The organism is Curvibacter gracilis ATCC BAA-807 (assembly GCF_000518645.1).
Taxonomy (GTDB): Bacteria; Pseudomonadota; Gammaproteobacteria; order Burkholderiales; family Burkholderiaceae_C; genus Curvibacter; species Curvibacter gracilis.
In genome coordinates this window covers 155146-171623 of the sequence record NZ_KI912467.1, presented here as the reverse complement: position 1 = coordinate 171623, position 16478 = coordinate 155146, and the positions used below count along the sequence as shown (strand labels likewise).

The 16478-nt window shown below is 66.3% G+C and carries 17 protein-coding genes and 1 tRNA gene; 8 read left to right on the top strand and 10 right to left on the bottom strand.

Features of this window, described 5'->3' with window-relative positions; genetic code table 11:
- The first annotated feature begins 38 nt into the window (after positions 1-38).
- The 4 genes from L880_RS0129480 (at position 39) to L880_RS0129465 (ending at position 2822) form a co-directional block, all read left to right on the top strand.
- Positions 39-371, top strand: a complete 333-nt coding sequence (locus L880_RS0129480; protein WP_027478655.1) for a YbaB/EbfC family nucleoid-associated protein — start codon at positions 39-41, stop codon at positions 369-371.
- A 46-nt stretch (positions 372-417) separates the two neighbouring features.
- The gene (gene recR / locus L880_RS0129475) at positions 418-1011 is read left to right on the top strand and encodes a recombination mediator RecR (protein WP_027478654.1); all 594 of its coding nucleotides are present in this window, start codon (positions 418-420) and stop codon (positions 1009-1011) included.
- A 177-nt stretch (positions 1012-1188) separates the two neighbouring features.
- The gene (locus L880_RS0129470) at positions 1189-1611 is read left to right on the top strand and encodes an MAPEG family protein (protein WP_027478653.1); all 423 of its coding nucleotides are present in this window, start codon (positions 1189-1191) and stop codon (positions 1609-1611) included.
- Positions 1612-1772: 161 nt separating this feature from the next.
- Positions 1773-2822 carry an ABC transporter substrate-binding protein gene (locus L880_RS0129465; protein ID WP_157463112.1) on the top strand — a complete coding sequence of 350 codons (1050 nt, stop codon included), beginning with the start codon at positions 1773-1775 and terminating at the stop codon, positions 2820-2822.
- 83 nt (positions 2823-2905) lie between these two features.
- Here L880_RS0129465 and L880_RS0129460 read toward each other — a convergent pair whose 3' ends face one another.
- Entirely contained in the window at positions 2906-4507 is a 1602-nt protein-coding gene (locus tag L880_RS0129460) for a transglycosylase SLT domain-containing protein (protein WP_027478651.1), read from the bottom strand.
- The gene (gene gloB / locus L880_RS0129455) at positions 4504-5298 is read right to left on the bottom strand and encodes a hydroxyacylglutathione hydrolase (protein ID WP_027478650.1); all 795 of its coding nucleotides are present in this window, start codon (positions 5296-5298) and stop codon (positions 4504-4506) included. Before gloB ends, L880_RS0129460 begins: the two co-directional genes overlap by 4 nt.
- 146 nt (positions 5299-5444) lie before the next feature.
- On the opposite strand from gloB, the gene L880_RS0129450 reads away from it, so the two are divergent.
- The 3 genes from L880_RS0129450 to L880_RS0129440 all read left to right on the top strand — a co-directional run bounded on the left by L880_RS0129450 (position 5445) and on the right by L880_RS0129440 (position 7963).
- A complete protein-coding gene (locus L880_RS0129450) occupies positions 5445-6257 on the top strand; it encodes a class I SAM-dependent methyltransferase (RefSeq protein WP_027478649.1) in 813 nt (270 codons plus the stop codon).
- A gap of 3 nt (positions 6258-6260) precedes the next feature.
- A complete protein-coding gene (gene rnhA / locus L880_RS0129445) occupies positions 6261-6710 on the top strand; it encodes a ribonuclease HI (protein ID WP_027478648.1) in 450 nt (149 codons plus the stop codon).
- A 137-nt stretch (positions 6711-6847) separates the two neighbouring features.
- Positions 6848-7963 carry a serine hydrolase domain-containing protein gene (locus L880_RS0129440; protein WP_027478647.1) on the top strand — a complete coding sequence of 372 codons (1116 nt, stop codon included), beginning with the start codon at positions 6848-6850 and terminating at the stop codon, positions 7961-7963.
- Between the two features lies 1 nt (position 7964).
- On the opposite strand, the gene mobA is transcribed toward L880_RS0129440, so the two are convergent.
- From mobA to L880_RS0129410, 6 genes are all read right to left on the bottom strand, one after another.
- Entirely contained in the window at positions 7965-8630 is a 666-nt protein-coding gene (mobA, locus tag L880_RS0129435; RefSeq protein WP_051443672.1) for a molybdenum cofactor guanylyltransferase MobA, read from the bottom strand.
- A 12-nt stretch (positions 8631-8642) separates the two neighbouring features.
- Positions 8643-9821: a GTP 3',8-cyclase MoaA gene (gene moaA / locus L880_RS0129430; RefSeq protein ID WP_043331012.1), complete on the bottom strand. Its 1179-nt coding sequence runs from the start codon at positions 9819-9821 to the stop codon at positions 8643-8645.
- A gap of 125 nt (positions 9822-9946) precedes the next feature.
- The gene (locus L880_RS0129425) at positions 9947-10708 is read right to left on the bottom strand and encodes an SDR family oxidoreductase (protein ID WP_027478644.1); all 762 of its coding nucleotides are present in this window, start codon (positions 10706-10708) and stop codon (positions 9947-9949) included.
- Positions 10709-10802: 94 nt separating this feature from the next.
- Positions 10803-12236 (bottom strand): aldehyde dehydrogenase family protein, encoded by a 1434-nt coding sequence (locus tag L880_RS0129420; protein WP_027478643.1) that lies wholly within the window; start codon positions 12234-12236, stop codon positions 10803-10805.
- A gap of 465 nt (positions 12237-12701) precedes the next feature.
- The gene (locus L880_RS0129415; RefSeq protein ID WP_027478642.1) at positions 12702-12893 is read right to left on the bottom strand and encodes a hypothetical protein; all 192 of its coding nucleotides are present in this window, start codon (positions 12891-12893) and stop codon (positions 12702-12704) included.
- A 137-nt stretch (positions 12894-13030) separates the two neighbouring features.
- Positions 13031-13107: transfer RNA gene (locus L880_RS0129410), tRNA-Arg, on the bottom strand.
- A gap of 248 nt (positions 13108-13355) precedes the next feature.
- Between L880_RS0129410 and L880_RS33935 the strand changes: the two genes are divergently transcribed.
- Positions 13356-13994 carry a hypothetical protein gene (locus tag L880_RS33935; protein ID WP_157463111.1) on the top strand — a complete coding sequence of 213 codons (639 nt, stop codon included), beginning with the start codon at positions 13356-13358 and terminating at the stop codon, positions 13992-13994.
- Here L880_RS33935 and L880_RS0129400 read toward each other — a convergent pair.
- The gene (locus L880_RS0129400; protein ID WP_027478641.1) at positions 13978-15252 is read right to left on the bottom strand and encodes an acyl-CoA dehydrogenase family protein; all 1275 of its coding nucleotides are present in this window, start codon (positions 15250-15252) and stop codon (positions 13978-13980) included. The two genes, L880_RS33935 and L880_RS0129400, sit on opposite strands and share 17 nt — an antisense overlap.
- An 89-nt stretch (positions 15253-15341) precedes the next feature.
- Positions 15342-16433, bottom strand: coding sequence for a phosphotransferase family protein (locus tag L880_RS0129395; protein WP_027478640.1), 1092 nt, complete (start codon positions 16431-16433; stop codon positions 15342-15344).
- Positions 16434-16478 lie beyond the last annotated feature (45 nt).

The following is a 16478-nucleotide window of genomic DNA, read 5'->3' as shown; positions in this document are numbered from 1 at the left end:
CGTTTCTTCAATCACTTCTCCTAGAAAGACTTCCGATCATGTTCAACAAGGGACAACTCGCTGGCCTCATGAAGCAGGCCCAGGCCATGCAGGACAACCTCAAGAAGGCCCAGGAAGAACTGGCCCACATCGAGGTCGAGGGTGAGTCCGGCGCCGGCCTCGTGAAGGTGCTGATGACCTGCAAGCACGACGTCAAGCGCGTGACCATCGACCCCAGCCTGCTGGCCGACGACAAGGACATGCTCGAAGACCTGGTGGCGGCTGCTTTCAATGCCGCCGTGCGCAAGGCCGAGGAGACCTCGGAGCAGAAGATGTCCAAGCTCACGGCCGGCATGCCTGGTCTGCCGGGTGGCATGAAGTTCCCGTTCTGAGACCCGTCGCCTTGTCTTCGCTGGGCCGCTGTGCGGCGCATCGGCCATGAGCTCGGACACCCACTCGCTGGACGCCCTGGTGCTGGCGCTGCGGCGCCTGCCCGGGGTGGGCGTCAAGTCGGCCTCGCGCATGGCCTACCACCTGCTGCAGAACGACCGCGAAGGCGCCCAGTTGCTGGCCCATGCGCTGCTGGATGCCAGCGCCAGCATGCGCCACTGCGAGCGTTGCCACACGTTCACGCAACAGCCGGTGTGTGCCACCTGCCTGGACCCGGCGCGCGATGCCACGCGACTGTGCGTGGTCGAGTCGCCGGCCGATCAGGCCGCGCTGGAGCGCACCGGCGCCTACAAAGGCCTTTATTTCGTGCTGCTGGGGCGCATCAGCCCGCTGGATGGCATCGGGCCCCATGAGATCGGCATCGATCTGCTGTTCCAGCGTGCCTGCGATGGCTTGGTGCAGGAGGTGATCCTGGCCACCAATTTCACGGCCGAAGGCGAGGCCACGGCCCATGTGGTCGGCGAGGGCTTGCGTTCGCGCGGGCTGCGGGTGACCCGCCTGGCCCGTGGCGTGCCAGTGGGCAGCGAGTTGGAGTACGTGGACCTGGGCACCATCGCCCATGCGCTGGCGGATCGCCGTTGACGCTCGGCTCAGGGGTCGCCAGTGTGTCTTTTCTGGCGGCTTGGCGCACTGGCCCGTGATGTAATGGCGGGCTTGTTTCATACCCGCCACGGCGCGCCCGGGCCACGTCCGGGCCGGGCTGCCGTGATGAGGGGCTCGTGAGGCCACGGGGCTGCCGCGCAAGATCAGATTTCTGTCATGAACACTCTTCATTTTGTCCGTTTCACGGTCGCCTACTGGTGCCTGCTGGCGGCGGCCTTGCTGCCCTATGTGTGCGCCTTCGTCGCCAAGTCGGGCACTCAGGGCAAGCCCCGCAACCAGGGTGGCTATGACAACGACCACCCCCGCCAATGGATGGCCCGACAGACCGATTGGCGGGCGCGCGCCAATGCGGCCCAGGCCAACAGCTTTGAAGGCCTGCCGTTTTTCATGGCCGCGGTCATCATCGCGCACCAGCTTGGCGCGGCACAGACCTTGCTCGACATCCTGGCCTTTCTGTATGTGCTGACCCGCGTCCTCTACATCACCATGTACGTCGGGGGGCTCTCGAGCGCCCGCAGTGCCGCCTGGGCGGTGGGGATGCTGTTGAACCTGGCGATCCTGTTCATCGGTTACCACTGAAGGTGGTGGCGTGGCGGCACTCGGTGCGCCGCCTTGCAATGGTCCTGACACAGGCAGATGGCACACTGTTCCCCCGACCCGCACGGCGTGATTCCGATGCGGGTATTTTTTTCATCTCGTCGCATGTTCAATCGTCTCCAGCCCCTTGAGGAGTTTTCCGGATGAGGCCGCCCCTGGTGCTGAATCGCCGCGTGTTCGGCGGTGTGCTCACGCTGGCTGCCACCTCTCTGGCGGCCCCTGTGGTCCGGGCCCAGGCGGTGCTGGAGCGCAGCACCGTGTCGATTGCGGTAGGTGGCAAGGCCACGTTCTATTACCTGCCGCTGACCATTGCCGAACAACTGGGCTATTTCAAGGCCGAAGGCCTGGACGTGCAGATTCTTGACTTTCAAGGCGGCGCCCGGGCCTTGCAGGCCTTTGTGGATGGCGGGGCCGACGTCTGCTCGGGGGCTTTCGAGCACACCCTGCGTCTGCAAAGCCGTGGCATGCCCGTCAAGGCCTTTGTGCTGCAGGGGCGTGCCCCTCAGGTGGTGGTGGGTGTGTCGCACCGCACGCTGCCGGGCTACAAAGGCCTGGCCAGCCTGCGTGGGCGTCGCATCGGGGTGTCGGCGCCAGGCTCGTCCACCGACACGGTCTGCCGCCTGTTGCTGGCACGTGCGGGCCTGGCCATGTCCGACATCAACACCGTGGCGGTGGGTGTGGGCAACACCGCGCTCACGGCCCTGCGATCCGGCAGCATCGATGCGCTGAGCAGCGTGGACCCGGTGATGACCATGCTGGCGCAAAAGAACGAGGTGCGCGTGGTGGCCGATACACGCACCCTGCGCGGCAGTGCCGAGGTGTTTGGTGGCCCCATGCCGGCGGGCTGCCTGTTTGCCACTTCGGCCTTCATCCAGAAGAACCCGCGCACCGTGCAGGCCATGACCAATGCCATCGTGCGCGCCCTCAAGTGGCTGCAGACGGCGGGCCCCTCCGATCTGTTGCAGGCGGTGCCCGAGAGCTATCAGCTGGGGGACCGGGCGCTGTACCTGGCGGCCTTCGGCAAGATGCGCGAGGCGATTTCGCCCGATGGCCTGCTGCCGGACGACGGGCCTCGCACGGCCTTGCGCGCCCTGGCCGTGGTGGATGCCTCGATCCAGCCCGAGCGCATGGAGCTGGCGCGGCTCTACACCAACGAATTTGCCCGCCGGGCCAGAGACCTGCTCAAAACCTGAGGGCGGTCTCGCAGGGTTTCAAACCCTGGGCGCTGGCAGCCCGGCTTGCACATCTGCCCTGAACGCCCTGGGCGTGGGGCCGTTCAGTGCTTGCGCCGCGACGGCGCTGCCGCTGGCGTGCTGCGGGTGGGTGCCGCGGCGCTGCGTGCCGCCTGGCGGGTAGGCCGACTGCTGGTGTTGGACACCGCAGCGCGCGGGGGCGGGTTCTTGGCGTTGCTGCCCGAACCACTGTGGCTGGCCAGGCTGGTGGGGCGTGGCTGGTAGGGCAGGTACACGATCACCGACTGGCCCACCTTGAAGGCAGCCGAGGTCTTGGTGTCGTTCCAGTCGGCCACCTGGCTGACGGTGAGCTTGTAGCGCTGGGCAATGCTGAGTACGGTGTCCTTGCGACCGGCCTTGACGACGGTGCGCCGCGTGATGATCTCGGGCGCGAGTGCCAGTTGGCCGGCATCGGCCACCCGGCTGCCCACATCGTTGTCGAGCGCTCCCAGGCGGGGCACGATCAAGGCCGAGCCGGCCTTGATCAGCATGCGGGGCGGGATGTTGTTCACATTGCGCAGGTCGTACTCGCTCATGCCCACGCGCTGCGCGGCCGAGGCCACCGACATGGTGCTGGGGGCCGTCCAGGCCGTCCAGGTGGCCAGGCGCTCGTGGTAGGTTTCAAGGTTGCGCTTGAAGATGGTGGCGTTGTCCCAGGGCAGCAGGATCTGGGGCGTGCCAGCCGCGAGGATCACGGGCCGGTGCACCGAGGGGTTGAGGGCCTTGAAGTCGTCCAGCGGCACCTCGGCCAGCTTCGCGGCCAGGGCCACGTCGATGTCGCCGGGAATGTCCACCGTCTCGAAATAGGGGTGGTTGGGGATCAGGGCCAGCTCGGCCCGGAACAGCTCCGGGTTGGCCACGATGTTCTTCACGGCCTGCAGCTTGGGCACGTAATAGCGGGTTTCGTTGGGCATGCTCAGGTCGACATAGCGGGTCCCCAGGCCTTGCTTCTGGTTGCGCGCGATGGCCCGGCCCACGCTGCCTTCACCCCAGTTGTAGGCCGCCAGGGCAAGTTGCCAGTCGCCAAACATGTTGTAGAGCTTTTGCAGGTAGTCGAGCGCGGCCCGGGTGGAGGCCAGCACGTCGCGCCGGTCATCGCGGAAGACGTTCTGCTTCAGGTCGAAGGTGGTGCCGGTGGCGGGCATGAACTGCCACATGCCGGCCGCCTTGGCCGACGAGACTGCCTGCGGGTTGAAGGCGCTTTCAATGAAGGGCAGCAGGGCCAGCTCGGTGGGCATGCCGCGGCGCTCCAGTTCTTCCACGATGTAGAACAGGTACTTGCGCGAGCGCTCGGTCATGCGGTTGAGGTAGTCCGGTCGAGCCGTGTACCACTGTTCCCGGTCGCGCACCAGATCGGTGTCGAGGTCGGGCATGGCAAAGCCGGAACGGATGCGCTCCCAGATGTCGGAGGGGGCCGCCAACTGGGCCACCGGACGCGAGTAGGCCTCGGCCGCTGCAATCGGTTGCAGCGGATTGGCCCCTCCCAGCGTCAGGGTCATGGGCGAGCGGGGGGCAGACGGGCGCGTGGCGGCGCCGGTCGTGCTGGAGGCTGTGGCCTCCTGGCTGCCCGGGGTCGGGTTGGGTGCACTGGCACAACCGGTCAGCCACAGCAAAGCGGCCAGGCAGGCCGCGGTGAGCAATTTCATTTGAAGTCGTTTTTCCATTCGCGCAGTTGCGCGAACACGGCAGCGTCATTGGCGCCGGAGGTGTCGGGGGCCTGGGCTTGCACGGCCTCGATCACCGAGGGCAGGCGCGAGCGCAAGAAGGGGTTGATGGCCTGCTCCAGCGCGATGGTGGAGGGCAGGGTGGGTTCATGCCGTGCCCGCAGTGCAATGCATTGGGCCTGGTGCTCGATCAGCGCCTGGTTGTGGGGCTCGACCGCCAGCGCAAAGCGCAGGTTGGACAAGGTGTATTCGTGGGCGCAGCACACCCGGGTGTTGCCCGGCAAGGCGCTCAGGCGGTCCAGCGAGGCCAGCATCTGGGCCGGCGTGCCTTCAAACAGCCGCCCGCAACCGCCCGAGAACAAGGTGTCGCCACAGAACAGCAGCGGGGCGGTCGGGTCGGTGGCGGGGTGTTCGAGGTAATAGGCGATGTGCCCTGCTGTGTGCCCAGGCACGCCGATCACCTGAAAACGCAAGCCGGCGGCCTCCACCGAGTCGCCCGCGTTCAGCCGGGTGACGGGTTCGGGCAATTTTTCGCCCGCCGGGCCCCACACACGGGCGCCGGTCTGGGCCTGCAGCGCGGCCACGCCGCCGGTGTGGTCGGCATGGTGGTGGGTGAGCAAAATGCCTTCCAGGTGCAGGCCCGGCAGGCGGGCCAGGGCGTCCAGCACGGGTTGGGCGTCGCCCGGGTCGACCACCAGCGCCCGTTGGCCATCGTGCAGCAGCCAGATGTAGTTGTCCGCGAAAGCCGGCAGGGGAATGAGGTGTGTGGTCATGGACGGGCGGATTATAGAAAGATGAGGGGCTGGCAGGGGGATCGCAGGCGCTATGCTCTGGGGCTGGTTCCCGGTGCTTCTGCGCCGGGTTTCATGGCGCCACCCGGCGTGCCCCAGCCACCGAGTTTCGCATTTTCAGCCCGCCCATGCAGTCGCTTCATGAATGGTTTCAGACCCCGCCCGGGCGCTACCTGATGGCCTGGGAGCAGGCACGCATCGATGCGGCTGTGGCCGACATCTTCGGCTACCACAGCCTGCAGCTCGGCCTGCCCGAACTCGATGGACTGCGGCGCAACCGCATGCCGCACCAATGGCTGGCGGTGGACAGCACGGAGGTGCAGGCCGCACCCGGGGGGCTGCGGGCCGCCCTGGTGACCGACTTTGCGGCGCTGCCCTTTCCTGAGGCCAGCCTCGACCTGGTGGTGCTGCCCCACACGCTGGAGGTGTCGCACGACCCGCACACCACCTTGCGCGAGGTGGCGCGGGTGCTGGTGCCGGAGGGGCGGGTGGTGATCTGCTGCTTCAACCCCACCAGCCTGTGGGGGGCCCGGCAGCGGCGCGAGCACCTCTACCAGCGCTTTGGCTGCGGCCAGCTTTACCTGCCGGGGGCCGGCGACTTTCTGGGCTACCTGCGCTTGCGCGATTGGCTGCGGCTGCTGAGCTTCGAGGTCGAGGAGGCCGACTTCGGCTGCTACCGGCCTGCGGTCGACACTGACACATGGCTGCGGCGTTTTGAATGGATGGACCGCGCAGGCCCGCGCTGGTGGCCGATCTTCGGTGCCGCGTATTGCCTGGTCGCGGTCAAGCGCGTGCGCGGCATGCGCTTGCTGGGGCCGGCCTGGAAGACCGCGCGCCGCCCGGCCGGGGTGCCGGTGCCGGCGGTCAATCGCCAGCATCATCAACCCGCCAAGGCGGCCGGCCAAGCGTCGGCATCCCGTTTTGAATCAGAAGGATTTTGAGTTTTGAACCATGTTGTGATCTACACCGATGGCGCCTGCAAGGGCAACCCTGGGCCCGGTGGCTGGGGCGTGTTGCTGAAATCGGGCAGCTTCGAGAAAGAATTGTTCGGTGGCGAGTTGGGCACCACCAACAACCGCATGGAGATGATGGCGGTGATCGAGGCCTTGACGGCGCTCAAACGGCCCTGCCAGGTCACCCTGTTTCTGGACAGCGAGTACGTGCGCAAGGGCATCACCGAATGGATCCATGGCTGGAAGGCCAAGGGCTGGAAGACGGCCGCCAAGCAGCCCGTGAAAAACGCCGAGCTTTGGCAACGGCTGGATGCGCTGGTGTCCACAGGGGGGCACCAGATCGAGTGGCGCTGGGTGAAGGGGCATGCCGGCGACCCGGGCAATGAGCGCGCCGACGCGCTGGCCAACATGGGGGTTGAAAAGGCCCTGGGCCGGCGTTGATGGCCGGGCATGCGGGGTGACAGAGGTTTGACGGCGTCGTCTGGCCGCAACGCACAGACGTGCGCGTGGCGTGCTGCCTCGTGGGCGCCGTATCCTGTCGTCAACGGGCCTTGCCCGGCGCTTCGGGAGTGAGGGAGATGGATGTCGATCCGCAGGCGGCGGCTGTGCAGGCCGCGCGCCAATCATTGCAGACCTTGCTGACGTCGGGCAACAGCCCGGGCGTGCAGTACCTGTTCATGCACGGCCAGCAGCCGTGGCTGTCCTTTCAGGCCGGTTTGGCCGATCCCGGAACGGGCCAACTGCTGCAGGCGAGCCACCGCTTCAACCTGCATTCGGCCACCCAGCTGTGGACGGCTGCCGCGGTTTTGCGTGGCGTGCAGACGGGGCTGCTGGCCTTGGATGAGCCATTGCAGACCTACCTGCCCGGGCATGCCGAGCTGGGCACGGCCACCGTGCGCCAGGCCTTGTTGCACACGGCCGGGTTCACCAACCCCAACCCCCTGGCCTGGATCCACCTGGGCCGCGACAGCTTTGACCCACCCAAGGTGGCCGAGGCCTTGCTGTTGGAGCATGGGCGCCCGGTTCGTTCACCGGGTGGAGCGTACCGGTATTCGAGCATCGGTCATCTCTGGCTGGGGCAGGTGCTGCGCGCGGTCACCCGGCAATCCTTGCCAAACTACTTGCAGGCCCAGGGCCTGTTGGGTGGCGAGGCCCAGGCGGGCGGGCATCTGAGTTTTGACAGGCCCGAACCGGCCCATCATGCCCGGGGCACCTTGCCCCGCTGGGGATGGTTGAACCCCGTGCTGGCCTGGATGCTGGACCGCGACCGCTTTGTGGCCGGGACGAATGGGAACTGGGTCCGGCTGGAGCACCACCAGGCCGACGCCCAGGCCTGCGGCGGCCTGATCGGCAATGCCGCCGGCGTGGCCGCCAGCCTGCAGGGCTTGCTGGCGCGCCAGGGGCTGGCCAGCAGCGGCTGCCCGTCGGGTCTGTTTGACTCGGTGCCCATGGTGGGGCCGGCGCGTGGCCTGGGCGGCTTCACGGGTTGGCTGGAGGGGCAGCACTGGTGCGGGCACGCCGGCGGCGGTGTGGGCCACTACGGCGAGTGGCGGGTGTATCCGCGTTTGCAGGCTGTGAGTGTGCTGCTGCTCAACCGCGCCGGTTTGCGCGACGAGGGCTTGCTGACGCGCATCGACAAACCTTTGGTGGCGGCCTTGAGGCGGCAACTCGCCCAGGGGGGATCGCCCGGGTAGCTCAGGCCAACCGGGCCAGCTCGGCCGGGGTGTTGACGTTGGCGAAGTCCGTGGGTTGATCTTCCGGTCGATCAAACACGGCCTCACCCAGAGGGTGTCGACTGAGCCAGGCGCCCACCTTGCGCTCGCCTTCTTGCAGCCAAAGAGCCAGGTCGTCTGCCAGGCTGCGGTGCAGTAGGCAGAACACCGGCTGGCGCCAGGGGCCGGGGCGCCCCTGGGGTGTGGCGCCGACGTTGTCGTCCGGAGTGAAGGCCCGCACGGTGGCCACGGCTTTGGGTGGCGTGCCCAGGGCTTGTACCAGGCGTTGGGCCAGATCGGGCGGAAAGTTCGGCACGTCGCAGGGCACGGTCAGCAGCCAATCGGTCTGGCAGTGGCGCAGCCCGCTGAGCATGCCGGCCAGCGGGCCTTGCGGCTCGTCGGCTGGCGCGTCAGGCCAGACCGGAACGCCCAAGGCCTGGTATCGGTCCAGTTGGCGGTTGGCGTTCAGGGCCAGCGTGCCCACCTGGGGCCTCAGGCGTTGCAGGGCATGCCAGGCCAGGGGCTGACCCTGCAGTTGGACCAGGCCTTTTTCCTGCCCCATGCGCTGCCCCAGGCCGCCGGCCAGGACCAGGCCGGTGATGTGCTCCGGGCCGACGGGGGCTTGGATATCTGCTGAAGGCGCGGCCATGCAAGACAGGGTTCAACCGCCGATGTAGCTCATTTCAACCCGTCGGCTGACGTTGGCCGGGGCCGTGGCTTCGGCGGGCAGGCTGGCCCGCAACTCGGAGTACCGATCGCTGCGGCCTTGCCAGATGTGACCGATGGCCGAGGCCAGCTCCGCATCGCTGGCACCGCTGCGCAGCAGGCCGCGCAGGTCGTGGCCTTGGCTCGCGAACAGGCACAGGTAGACCTGGCCTTCGGTGGACAGGCGGGCCCGGTTGCAATCGTGGCAAAAAGCCTGGGTGACGCTGCTGATCACACCGACCTCGCCCAGGGCGGGGTCCCATTCGCCCGCGGGGTTGGCATAGCCCCAGCGCTGGGCGGTTTCACCCGGGGCGGCGGCTTCGAGCGGCACCAGCGGGAACTCGGTCTTCAGCAGGTCGATCACCTGGGCCGAGGGCAGCACTTCGTCCATGCACCAGCCGTTGGTGGCGCCCACGTCCATGTACTCGATGAAGCGCAAGGTGACGCCGCGCCCTCTGAAGTAGCGCGCCATGGGCAGGATCTCGTGTTCGTTGGTGCCGCGCTTGACCACCATGTTGACCTTGAGCCCGCCATGGGCGCCCAGGCCGGCATCACGGGCGGCTTCGATGCCAGCCAGCACATCGGCCACCGGAAAGTCGACATCGTTCATGCGGCGGAACACCGCGTCGTCCAGGCCATCGAGGCTGACGGTGACGCGCTGGAGGCCGGCCTGGCGCAGGGCGGGGGCCTTGCGGGCCAGCAGCGAGCCATTGGTGGTCAGGGTGAGGTCGGGCGGCAGGCCATCGGGCGTGCGCAGGGCGGCGAGCATCTCGATCAGGTGTTCGAGGTTCTTGCGCAGCAGGGGTTCGCCCCCGGTGAGGCGGATCTTGCGCACGCCATGGGCCAGGAACTGCGCCGCCACGCGGGTGATTTCTTCGAAGCTCAGCAGCGAGGCGTGGGGCAAGTAGGGGTAGTTCTTGTCGAACACCTCTTTGGGCATGCAATAGCTGCAGCGGAAGTTGCACCGGTCGGTGACGCTGATGCGCAAATCCCGCAAGGGGCGGTGCAGGCGATCGCGCAACTGGCCCTGAGCCGGGATCAGGGGCAGGGTTTCGGCCACTCGCGCCCCCGACTGGCGCCAATCGGCGACGGGGATGATGCGATTCGCGGGCGGGGAGGGGGAGCGTTCAGTCATGCGGGCAAGGGGGTCGGGAGGGGCCTGGTCGATCCGGCACCCCGGTCATGCGCGCAACGGTACACCAGAAGCAGAGCCCCGACGGGCCTCATGGGGGAAATCCATGAGGCTTGCCTGACGGGAGATCAGACGCAGCGGGCGCCGTCCACTTCGATGCACACGCCCGAGATGAACGCGGCTTCGTCGGACGCCAGGTACAGGGCCGCGTTGGCCACGTCCAGTGCGGTCGAGAAGCGGCCCAGCGGAATGGTGGCCAGAAACTTGGCGCGCCGGGCGTCATCGACCGGGCCACCGGCAAATTCGGCGGCCAGCCCGGTGTCGGGGTTGAACACCGGGTTGATGCAGTTCACACGGATGTTGTCCGGCCCCAGCTCGGCGGCGAGCGATTTGCTGATGGTGATGACGGCGCCCTTGGAGCCGTTGTACCAGGTCAGGCCTGGGCGAGGGCGCACGCCTGCGGTCGAGGCGATGTTGATGAAGCTGCCACCCCCGTTGGCGCGGAACACCGGCGTGGCGTGCAAGGTGGCGAGGTAGATGCTCTTCACGTTGATGGAGAAGCAGCGGTCGAACTCTTCCTCGCTCACTTCGAGGGCGGGGCGGTTGCGGTGGGTCCAGCCAGCGTTGTTCACCATGGCATCGAGCTTGCCGTAGAGGCGAACGGCCTCGTCCACCAGGGCCTTGACCTCGTCCGAGCGGGTGACGTCGGCCTTGAAGAAGGCGGCTGTGCCGCCGCCCGCGGCGATCTCGGCCACCACCCGCTGGCCGCCGGCCTCGTTGATGTCGTTGACGAGCACCTGGGCGCCTTCGGCGGCCAGGCGCTTGGCAATGCCTTCACCGATGCCGTTGCCGGCACCCGTCACGATGATCGATTTTTGGTTCACGCGCATGAAATGTCTCCAGAGGGGGCTGTTGGGGCGGTGTCGGCAGCGTTTGCCATTCCACCGCCGCCGGGCAAAGAAACCTGAGGTGAGGGTGGGGTGATCAACCGTGCCGGATGGCCACGGTCTTCAGGGTGGTGAAGCCGTAGAGGGCTTCAAAGCCCTTCTCGCGACCGTAACCCGAGGACTTGACGCCCCCGAAGGGCAGCTCGACACCGCCACCCGCACCATAGTTGTTGATGAACACCTGACCGCAGCGCAGACGCTTGGCCATGCGGAACTGGCGCCCGCCATCACGGGTCCAGACGCCGGCCACCAGGCCGAAGTGGGTGGCGTTGGCCAGCTCCACCGCGTGGTCTTCATCGCGGAAACGCATGGCGGCGAGCACCGGGCCGAACACTTCCTCTTGCGCCAGGCGGTGGTCCACCGGCACATCGCGCAGCAGGGTGGGGGCCTGGTAGTAGCCGGTTTCGGGGGCTTCTTCGACCACCCGGCCCTGGGCCACCATGGCAATGCCGGCCACCTGGGCATCGGACAGGAAATCCCAGACCCGCTGCTGCTGGGTCTGCCGGATCAAGGGGCCGACATCCAGATCCAGGTGGGCCGGGCCCACGCGCAGGGCCTCGAAGGCATGGCCCAGGCGCTCCAGCAAGGGCTCGTAGATGCTGTCCTGGATCAGCACGCGCGAGCCGGCCGAGCAGGTCTGGCCGGCGTTCTGCACGATGGCATTGATGATCACCGGCACGGCCGCATCGAGGTCGGCATCTTCAAAAATGATCTGCGGGCTCTTGCCGCCCAGCTCCAGCGTGACCGGGCAGTGGCGTTCGGCGGCCACCTGCTGGATCAGCGTGCCCACCTTGGGGCTGCCTGTGAAACTGATGTGGTCGATGCCGGGGTGGCGCGCCAGGGCGTCACCCACTTCGTGGCCGTAGCCGGTGACGATGTTCAGGGCGCCGGCCGGGAAACCCACCTCGGCGGCCAATTGCGCCACCCGGATCAACGACAGGCAGGCGTCTTCGGCCGGCTTGACCACGCACACATTGCCCGCCGCCAGGGCGCCGCCCACGCTGCGACCGAAGATCTGCATCGGGTAGTTCCAGGGAATCACGTGGCCGGTCACGCCGTGCGCTTCGCGCCAGGTCAGCACGCTGTAGCCGTCCTGGTAGGGAATGGTTTCGCCGTGGAACTTGTCGGCCGCACCGGCGTAGAACTCGAAATACCGCACCAGGGCCAGGGCATCGGCCCGGGCCTGCTTGGTCGGCTTGCCGCAGTCGCGCTGCTCCAGGGCGGCCAGCTCGTCGGCATGTTCGCCGACCTTGACCGACAGGCGCATCAGCAATCGGCCGCGCTCGGCGGCACTCAGCTTGCCCCAGACCGTGTCGTAGCACTGACGCGCCGCCCGGACAGCGTCGTCGATGTCCTGGGCGTTGCTGCGCTGAAGGTGATCAAAGACCTGCCCGTCCGAAGGATCGATCACTGGCAGGGTTTTGCCCGAAGAACTGGGCACCGATGCGTTGGCGATGAAGTTGAGTTGCATGCCGGCATTTTGCGCCAATGTAGCAATGCCTACATCAGGGGCGTGACGGAGCGGGGACACCCCAGCCCTCGCGCTTGGGGGCGGCTGCCATCGTCAATACCGGGGAGCAAAGGGTTGGGGGAGACTGTGCTGTGGTGCAGCAAATTGAATCGCCGAACGACAAAAAGCGCCAATCAAGGCGCTTTTGGGAGGTGTCGTGGGGTTGTTGGGCCGTCTGGGGGAGAGGGTTCCCCCGGCCAGGGGTCAACGCTGAGGGCTGCGCTTGCGATCGCGATCGTCGTGGGGCCAGGCGTTGACAGGTTGTTTGGCGAAGCTGGAATTCATGTGAAATCTCCGTGGATGGAGCTACAACGAAAGGCCAGCAGACTTGGTTGACAGTTTTTTTAGAAAATTTTTAGGTGGGCGAAAGTTCGGTAAAGACACGCCTCGGCCGAAGTTCCAGGTGTTATGTCGGGACTGAACTGGTTATGTTTTATTATTTTTATTGCCACTGTCCGACAGGGTCAGCGCCAGCGTCTGGCGGGTGATGGCTTCGGCTTCCTGGGCCTCAGGCGTTCGATGGGCGATCTTGAGCAGCAAGATCAGCTCGTCCAGCCCGGCGAGCGCATCATGCACGGCCAGACGCAGCTGGCGTAACTGAGCATCTGTGGAGTCCATGCATCATTCTGGTCCGCCAAGCGCCGACTTCAAGGGGCTCTTTGATAAGAAATGTAAGGCGTGTGCGACGCATTGCACGGACACCGGCTTGGCGCCGCAGTCTGCACTGGGCAAGCTTGTCGCGTGTCTTTTATGACTGGCCTGCCCGACAGGAATCGAACCTGTGACCCACAGCTTAGAAGGCTGTTGCTCTATCCAACTGAGCTACGGGCAGTCCTGGGCGAAGCCTTGGCATTGCGGGATGAACGCCTGTTCGCCTGGGCCGCCTGTGTTTGACGGCCAGCCTTGGATGATACCGTTGGTTGGAGGCGCCGCTGCCATGGCTGTGAACTGAATTCGTGCCAGATTCTGTGCCGTTGTTGGGGTGTGCGCTCGTTGACGGCTGCAGGCTGCCCCATTTCTGACAAATAATTCATTTTTCAGTGAATTTGAAATGCCATGCTGGAGCGCTTGTCAAAGTTCTTGAAACCTGATCATTCCGCAGCCTTGGGTGCCTGGGCCAAGCGTGAAGGCCTGGCTTTTGAGACCCTCCGCAGTGAAGACCGTCTGATCTGGACCGGGCACCTCGGTGGGGTGGCCATGCGCATGGAGAGCATGCCGCCGCGACGTGACTACCTGAGCGGGCACGAATTGCGCCTGCGCATGAATCTGGATTTGCCGGACCGGCTGTCTTTGATGGTGATGAGTCGCTGGTTGAAGACCCGGCTGGAGCAGCAGGCCTACGAGGGTTACACCGACAAGGTGCGGACCACCGGCAATCTGAAGCTGCACGAAGAGAGCCGATGGTTGGCACTGTTCGGCGAGCTGGGCTGGACCACGATGGCGCCAGACCTGTGGGCACGATATGCCGTGCTGGGCGAGAGGCGGGAAGAAGCGCAAGCCTGGCTGGAGGGGCCGTTGACGGCGGGTTTGCTGACCTGGGAGGGGCCGGAGGCGGGCGCCATCCCCCTGGTCATGATGCTGACACGCGGTAGCCTGTATCTGCGCACCCAGCATGACCGCTCCAAGGTGCAGGAGTTGACCCGCACCTTGGAACTGGCCCGGTTGGCTGCCAACCGGGCTCAGGTGTTTGCCGGTTTCGGGCTCAGCAGCCTCGTGTGATCGGCATTTCGACTTCGACGGGGCGAGCGGCGTACTTGCCCAGTTCGAGCTTGGCGATGGCGTTGCGGTGCACTTCGTCCGGACCGTCGGCGAAACGCAGGGTGCGGGCACCGGCGTAGGCGTAGGCCAGGGGGAAGTCGTCGCACATGCCGCCGCCGCCATGCACCTGCATGGCCCAGTCGATGACCTGGCAGGCCATGCTGGGGGCCACGACCTTGATCATGGCGATTTCGGTCTTGGCCACCTTGTTGCCGGCCACGTCCATCATCCAGGCGGCCTTGAGCGTGAGCAGGCGGGCCATGTCGATCTTGCAGCGGGCTTCGGCAATGCGCTCTTGCGTGACGGTCTGCTGAGCCACGGTCTTGCCGAAGGCGGTACGGGCCGAGGCGCGGCGGCACATCAGTTCAAGCGCACGCTCGGCCAGGCCGATCAGGCGCATGCAGTGGTGGATGCGCCCGGGGCCAAGGCGACCTTGGGCGATTTCGAAGCCGCGGCCCTCGCCCAGCAGGATGTTGCCCACGGGTACACGCACGTTCTCGAAGGTCATCTCGACGTGGCCGTGCGGGGCATCGTCGTAGCCGAACACATTGAGCGGGCGCAGGATCTTGATGCCGGGCGCGTCGGCGGGCACCACCACCATGCTTTGTTGCGAGTGGCGGGGGGCTTCCGGATCGGTCTTGCCCATGGTGATGAAGACGGCGCAGCGGGGATCGGCAGCACCCGAGATCCACCATTTGCGACCATTGATGACGTATTCGTCGCCCTGGCGTTCGATGCGGGTTTCGATGTTGGTGGCGTCGCTGGAGGCCACATCGGGTTCGGTCATGGCAAAGGCGGAGCGGATCTTGCCTTCGAGCAGGGGTTTGAGCCAGCGTTCACGGATCTCGGGCGAGCCGTAACGGGCGATGGTTTCCATGTTGCCGGTGTCGGGGGCCGAGCAGTTGAACACTTCGCTGGCCCAGGGCACTGCGCCCATGATCTCGGCCAGCGGGGCGTATTCCTGGTTGGTCAGACCCGCACCCTTGTAGCCCGAGGCCTCAGCGGTGTCGACCGGCAGGAACAGGTTCCACAGGCCGGCCGCCTGCGCCTTGGGCTTGAGGTCTTCAATGGTCTTCAAGGCCGACCAGCGTTTGCCCGCGGCCGTGTTGGCCTCGAGTTCGGCGTGGTAGGCGCCCTCGGACGGGTAAATGTGCTCGGCCATGAACTGCTTCAGCCGTGCCTGGAGTTCCTTGGTTTTCGGTGAATAGTCAAAGTCCATGTGCTTCTCCTGTTGGATTGATTGGCGCTGTGCCGGTGGCTTCTTGTGGAAAGAACGAAAGAGTGAGGGGACGCTGCCTGCCGCGCGGGTCAGCCGCCTGCGCGTTGGGCAAACTGCCAGGCCATCTGGGCCAGGGGGCGTGCGCCAGCCGCCGAGCTGACGGCCTGCGCGCTGGAGGCCGTGCCGGTCTCCACGCGCTTGGCGATGCCTTGCAGAATCGCGGCGAGGCGAAACAGGTTGTAGGCCAGGTAGAAGTTCCAGTCGGCCTTCAGGGCCTCGGGGGTGGTGAGGCCGGTCCGCTCGCAGTACAGGCGGATGTATTCGTCTTCCGTGGGAATGCCCAGGCTTTGCACGTCCAGCCCGCCAATGCCGCGGAAAGAGCCGGGCGGGATGTGCCAGGCCATGCAGTGGTAGCTGAAGTCGGCCAAAGGATGGCCCAGGGTGGAGAGCTCCCAGTCGAGCACGGCCAAGACCCGTGGCTCGGTGGGGTGGAACATCAGGTTGTCGAGCCGGTAGTCGCCGTGCACGATGGAGACCATGTTCTCGTCGCGTGCTGCAGCCGGGATGTTGGCAGGCAGCCAGGCCATCAACTGGTCCATCTCGGGGATGGGCTGGGTGATGGAGGCCACGTACTGCTTGCTCCAGCGGCCGATCTGGCGCTCGAAATAGTTGCCCGGCTTGCCGTAGGTGGCCAGGCCGCGCTCAGCAAACTTGACGCTGTGCAAGGCCGAGATCACGCGGTTCATCTCGAGGTAGATCTCGCGGCGCTGTGCGGGCGTCATGCCCGGCAAGGACTGGTCCCACATCACGCGGCCATCCACGAACTCCATGACGTAGAAGGCGCGGCCGATGATGGATTCGTCTTCGCACAGGCAGTGCATCTGGGCCACCGGCACGTCGGTGCCGGCCAGACCGGTCATCACGGCGAACTCGCGTTCGATGGCATGGGCCGAGGGCAGCAGTTTGGCCACGGGGCCGGGCTTGGCGCGCATCACATAGGAGCGCTTCGGGGTGACCAGTTTGTAGGTGGGGTTGGACTGGCCGCCCTTGAACATCTCGACGCTCAGCGGCCCCTCGAACCCGGCCAGGTGCTGGCTCAACCACTGCGACAGGGCGGCAGTGTCGATGGCGTGCTGGTCTGTCACGGGGCGCGTGCCAACAAAGTGTTCGTAGTTGCTCATGGGCGGGTGTTTGTCTCTTTGGGTTTCAGGGGCAGGGCGGCTGGA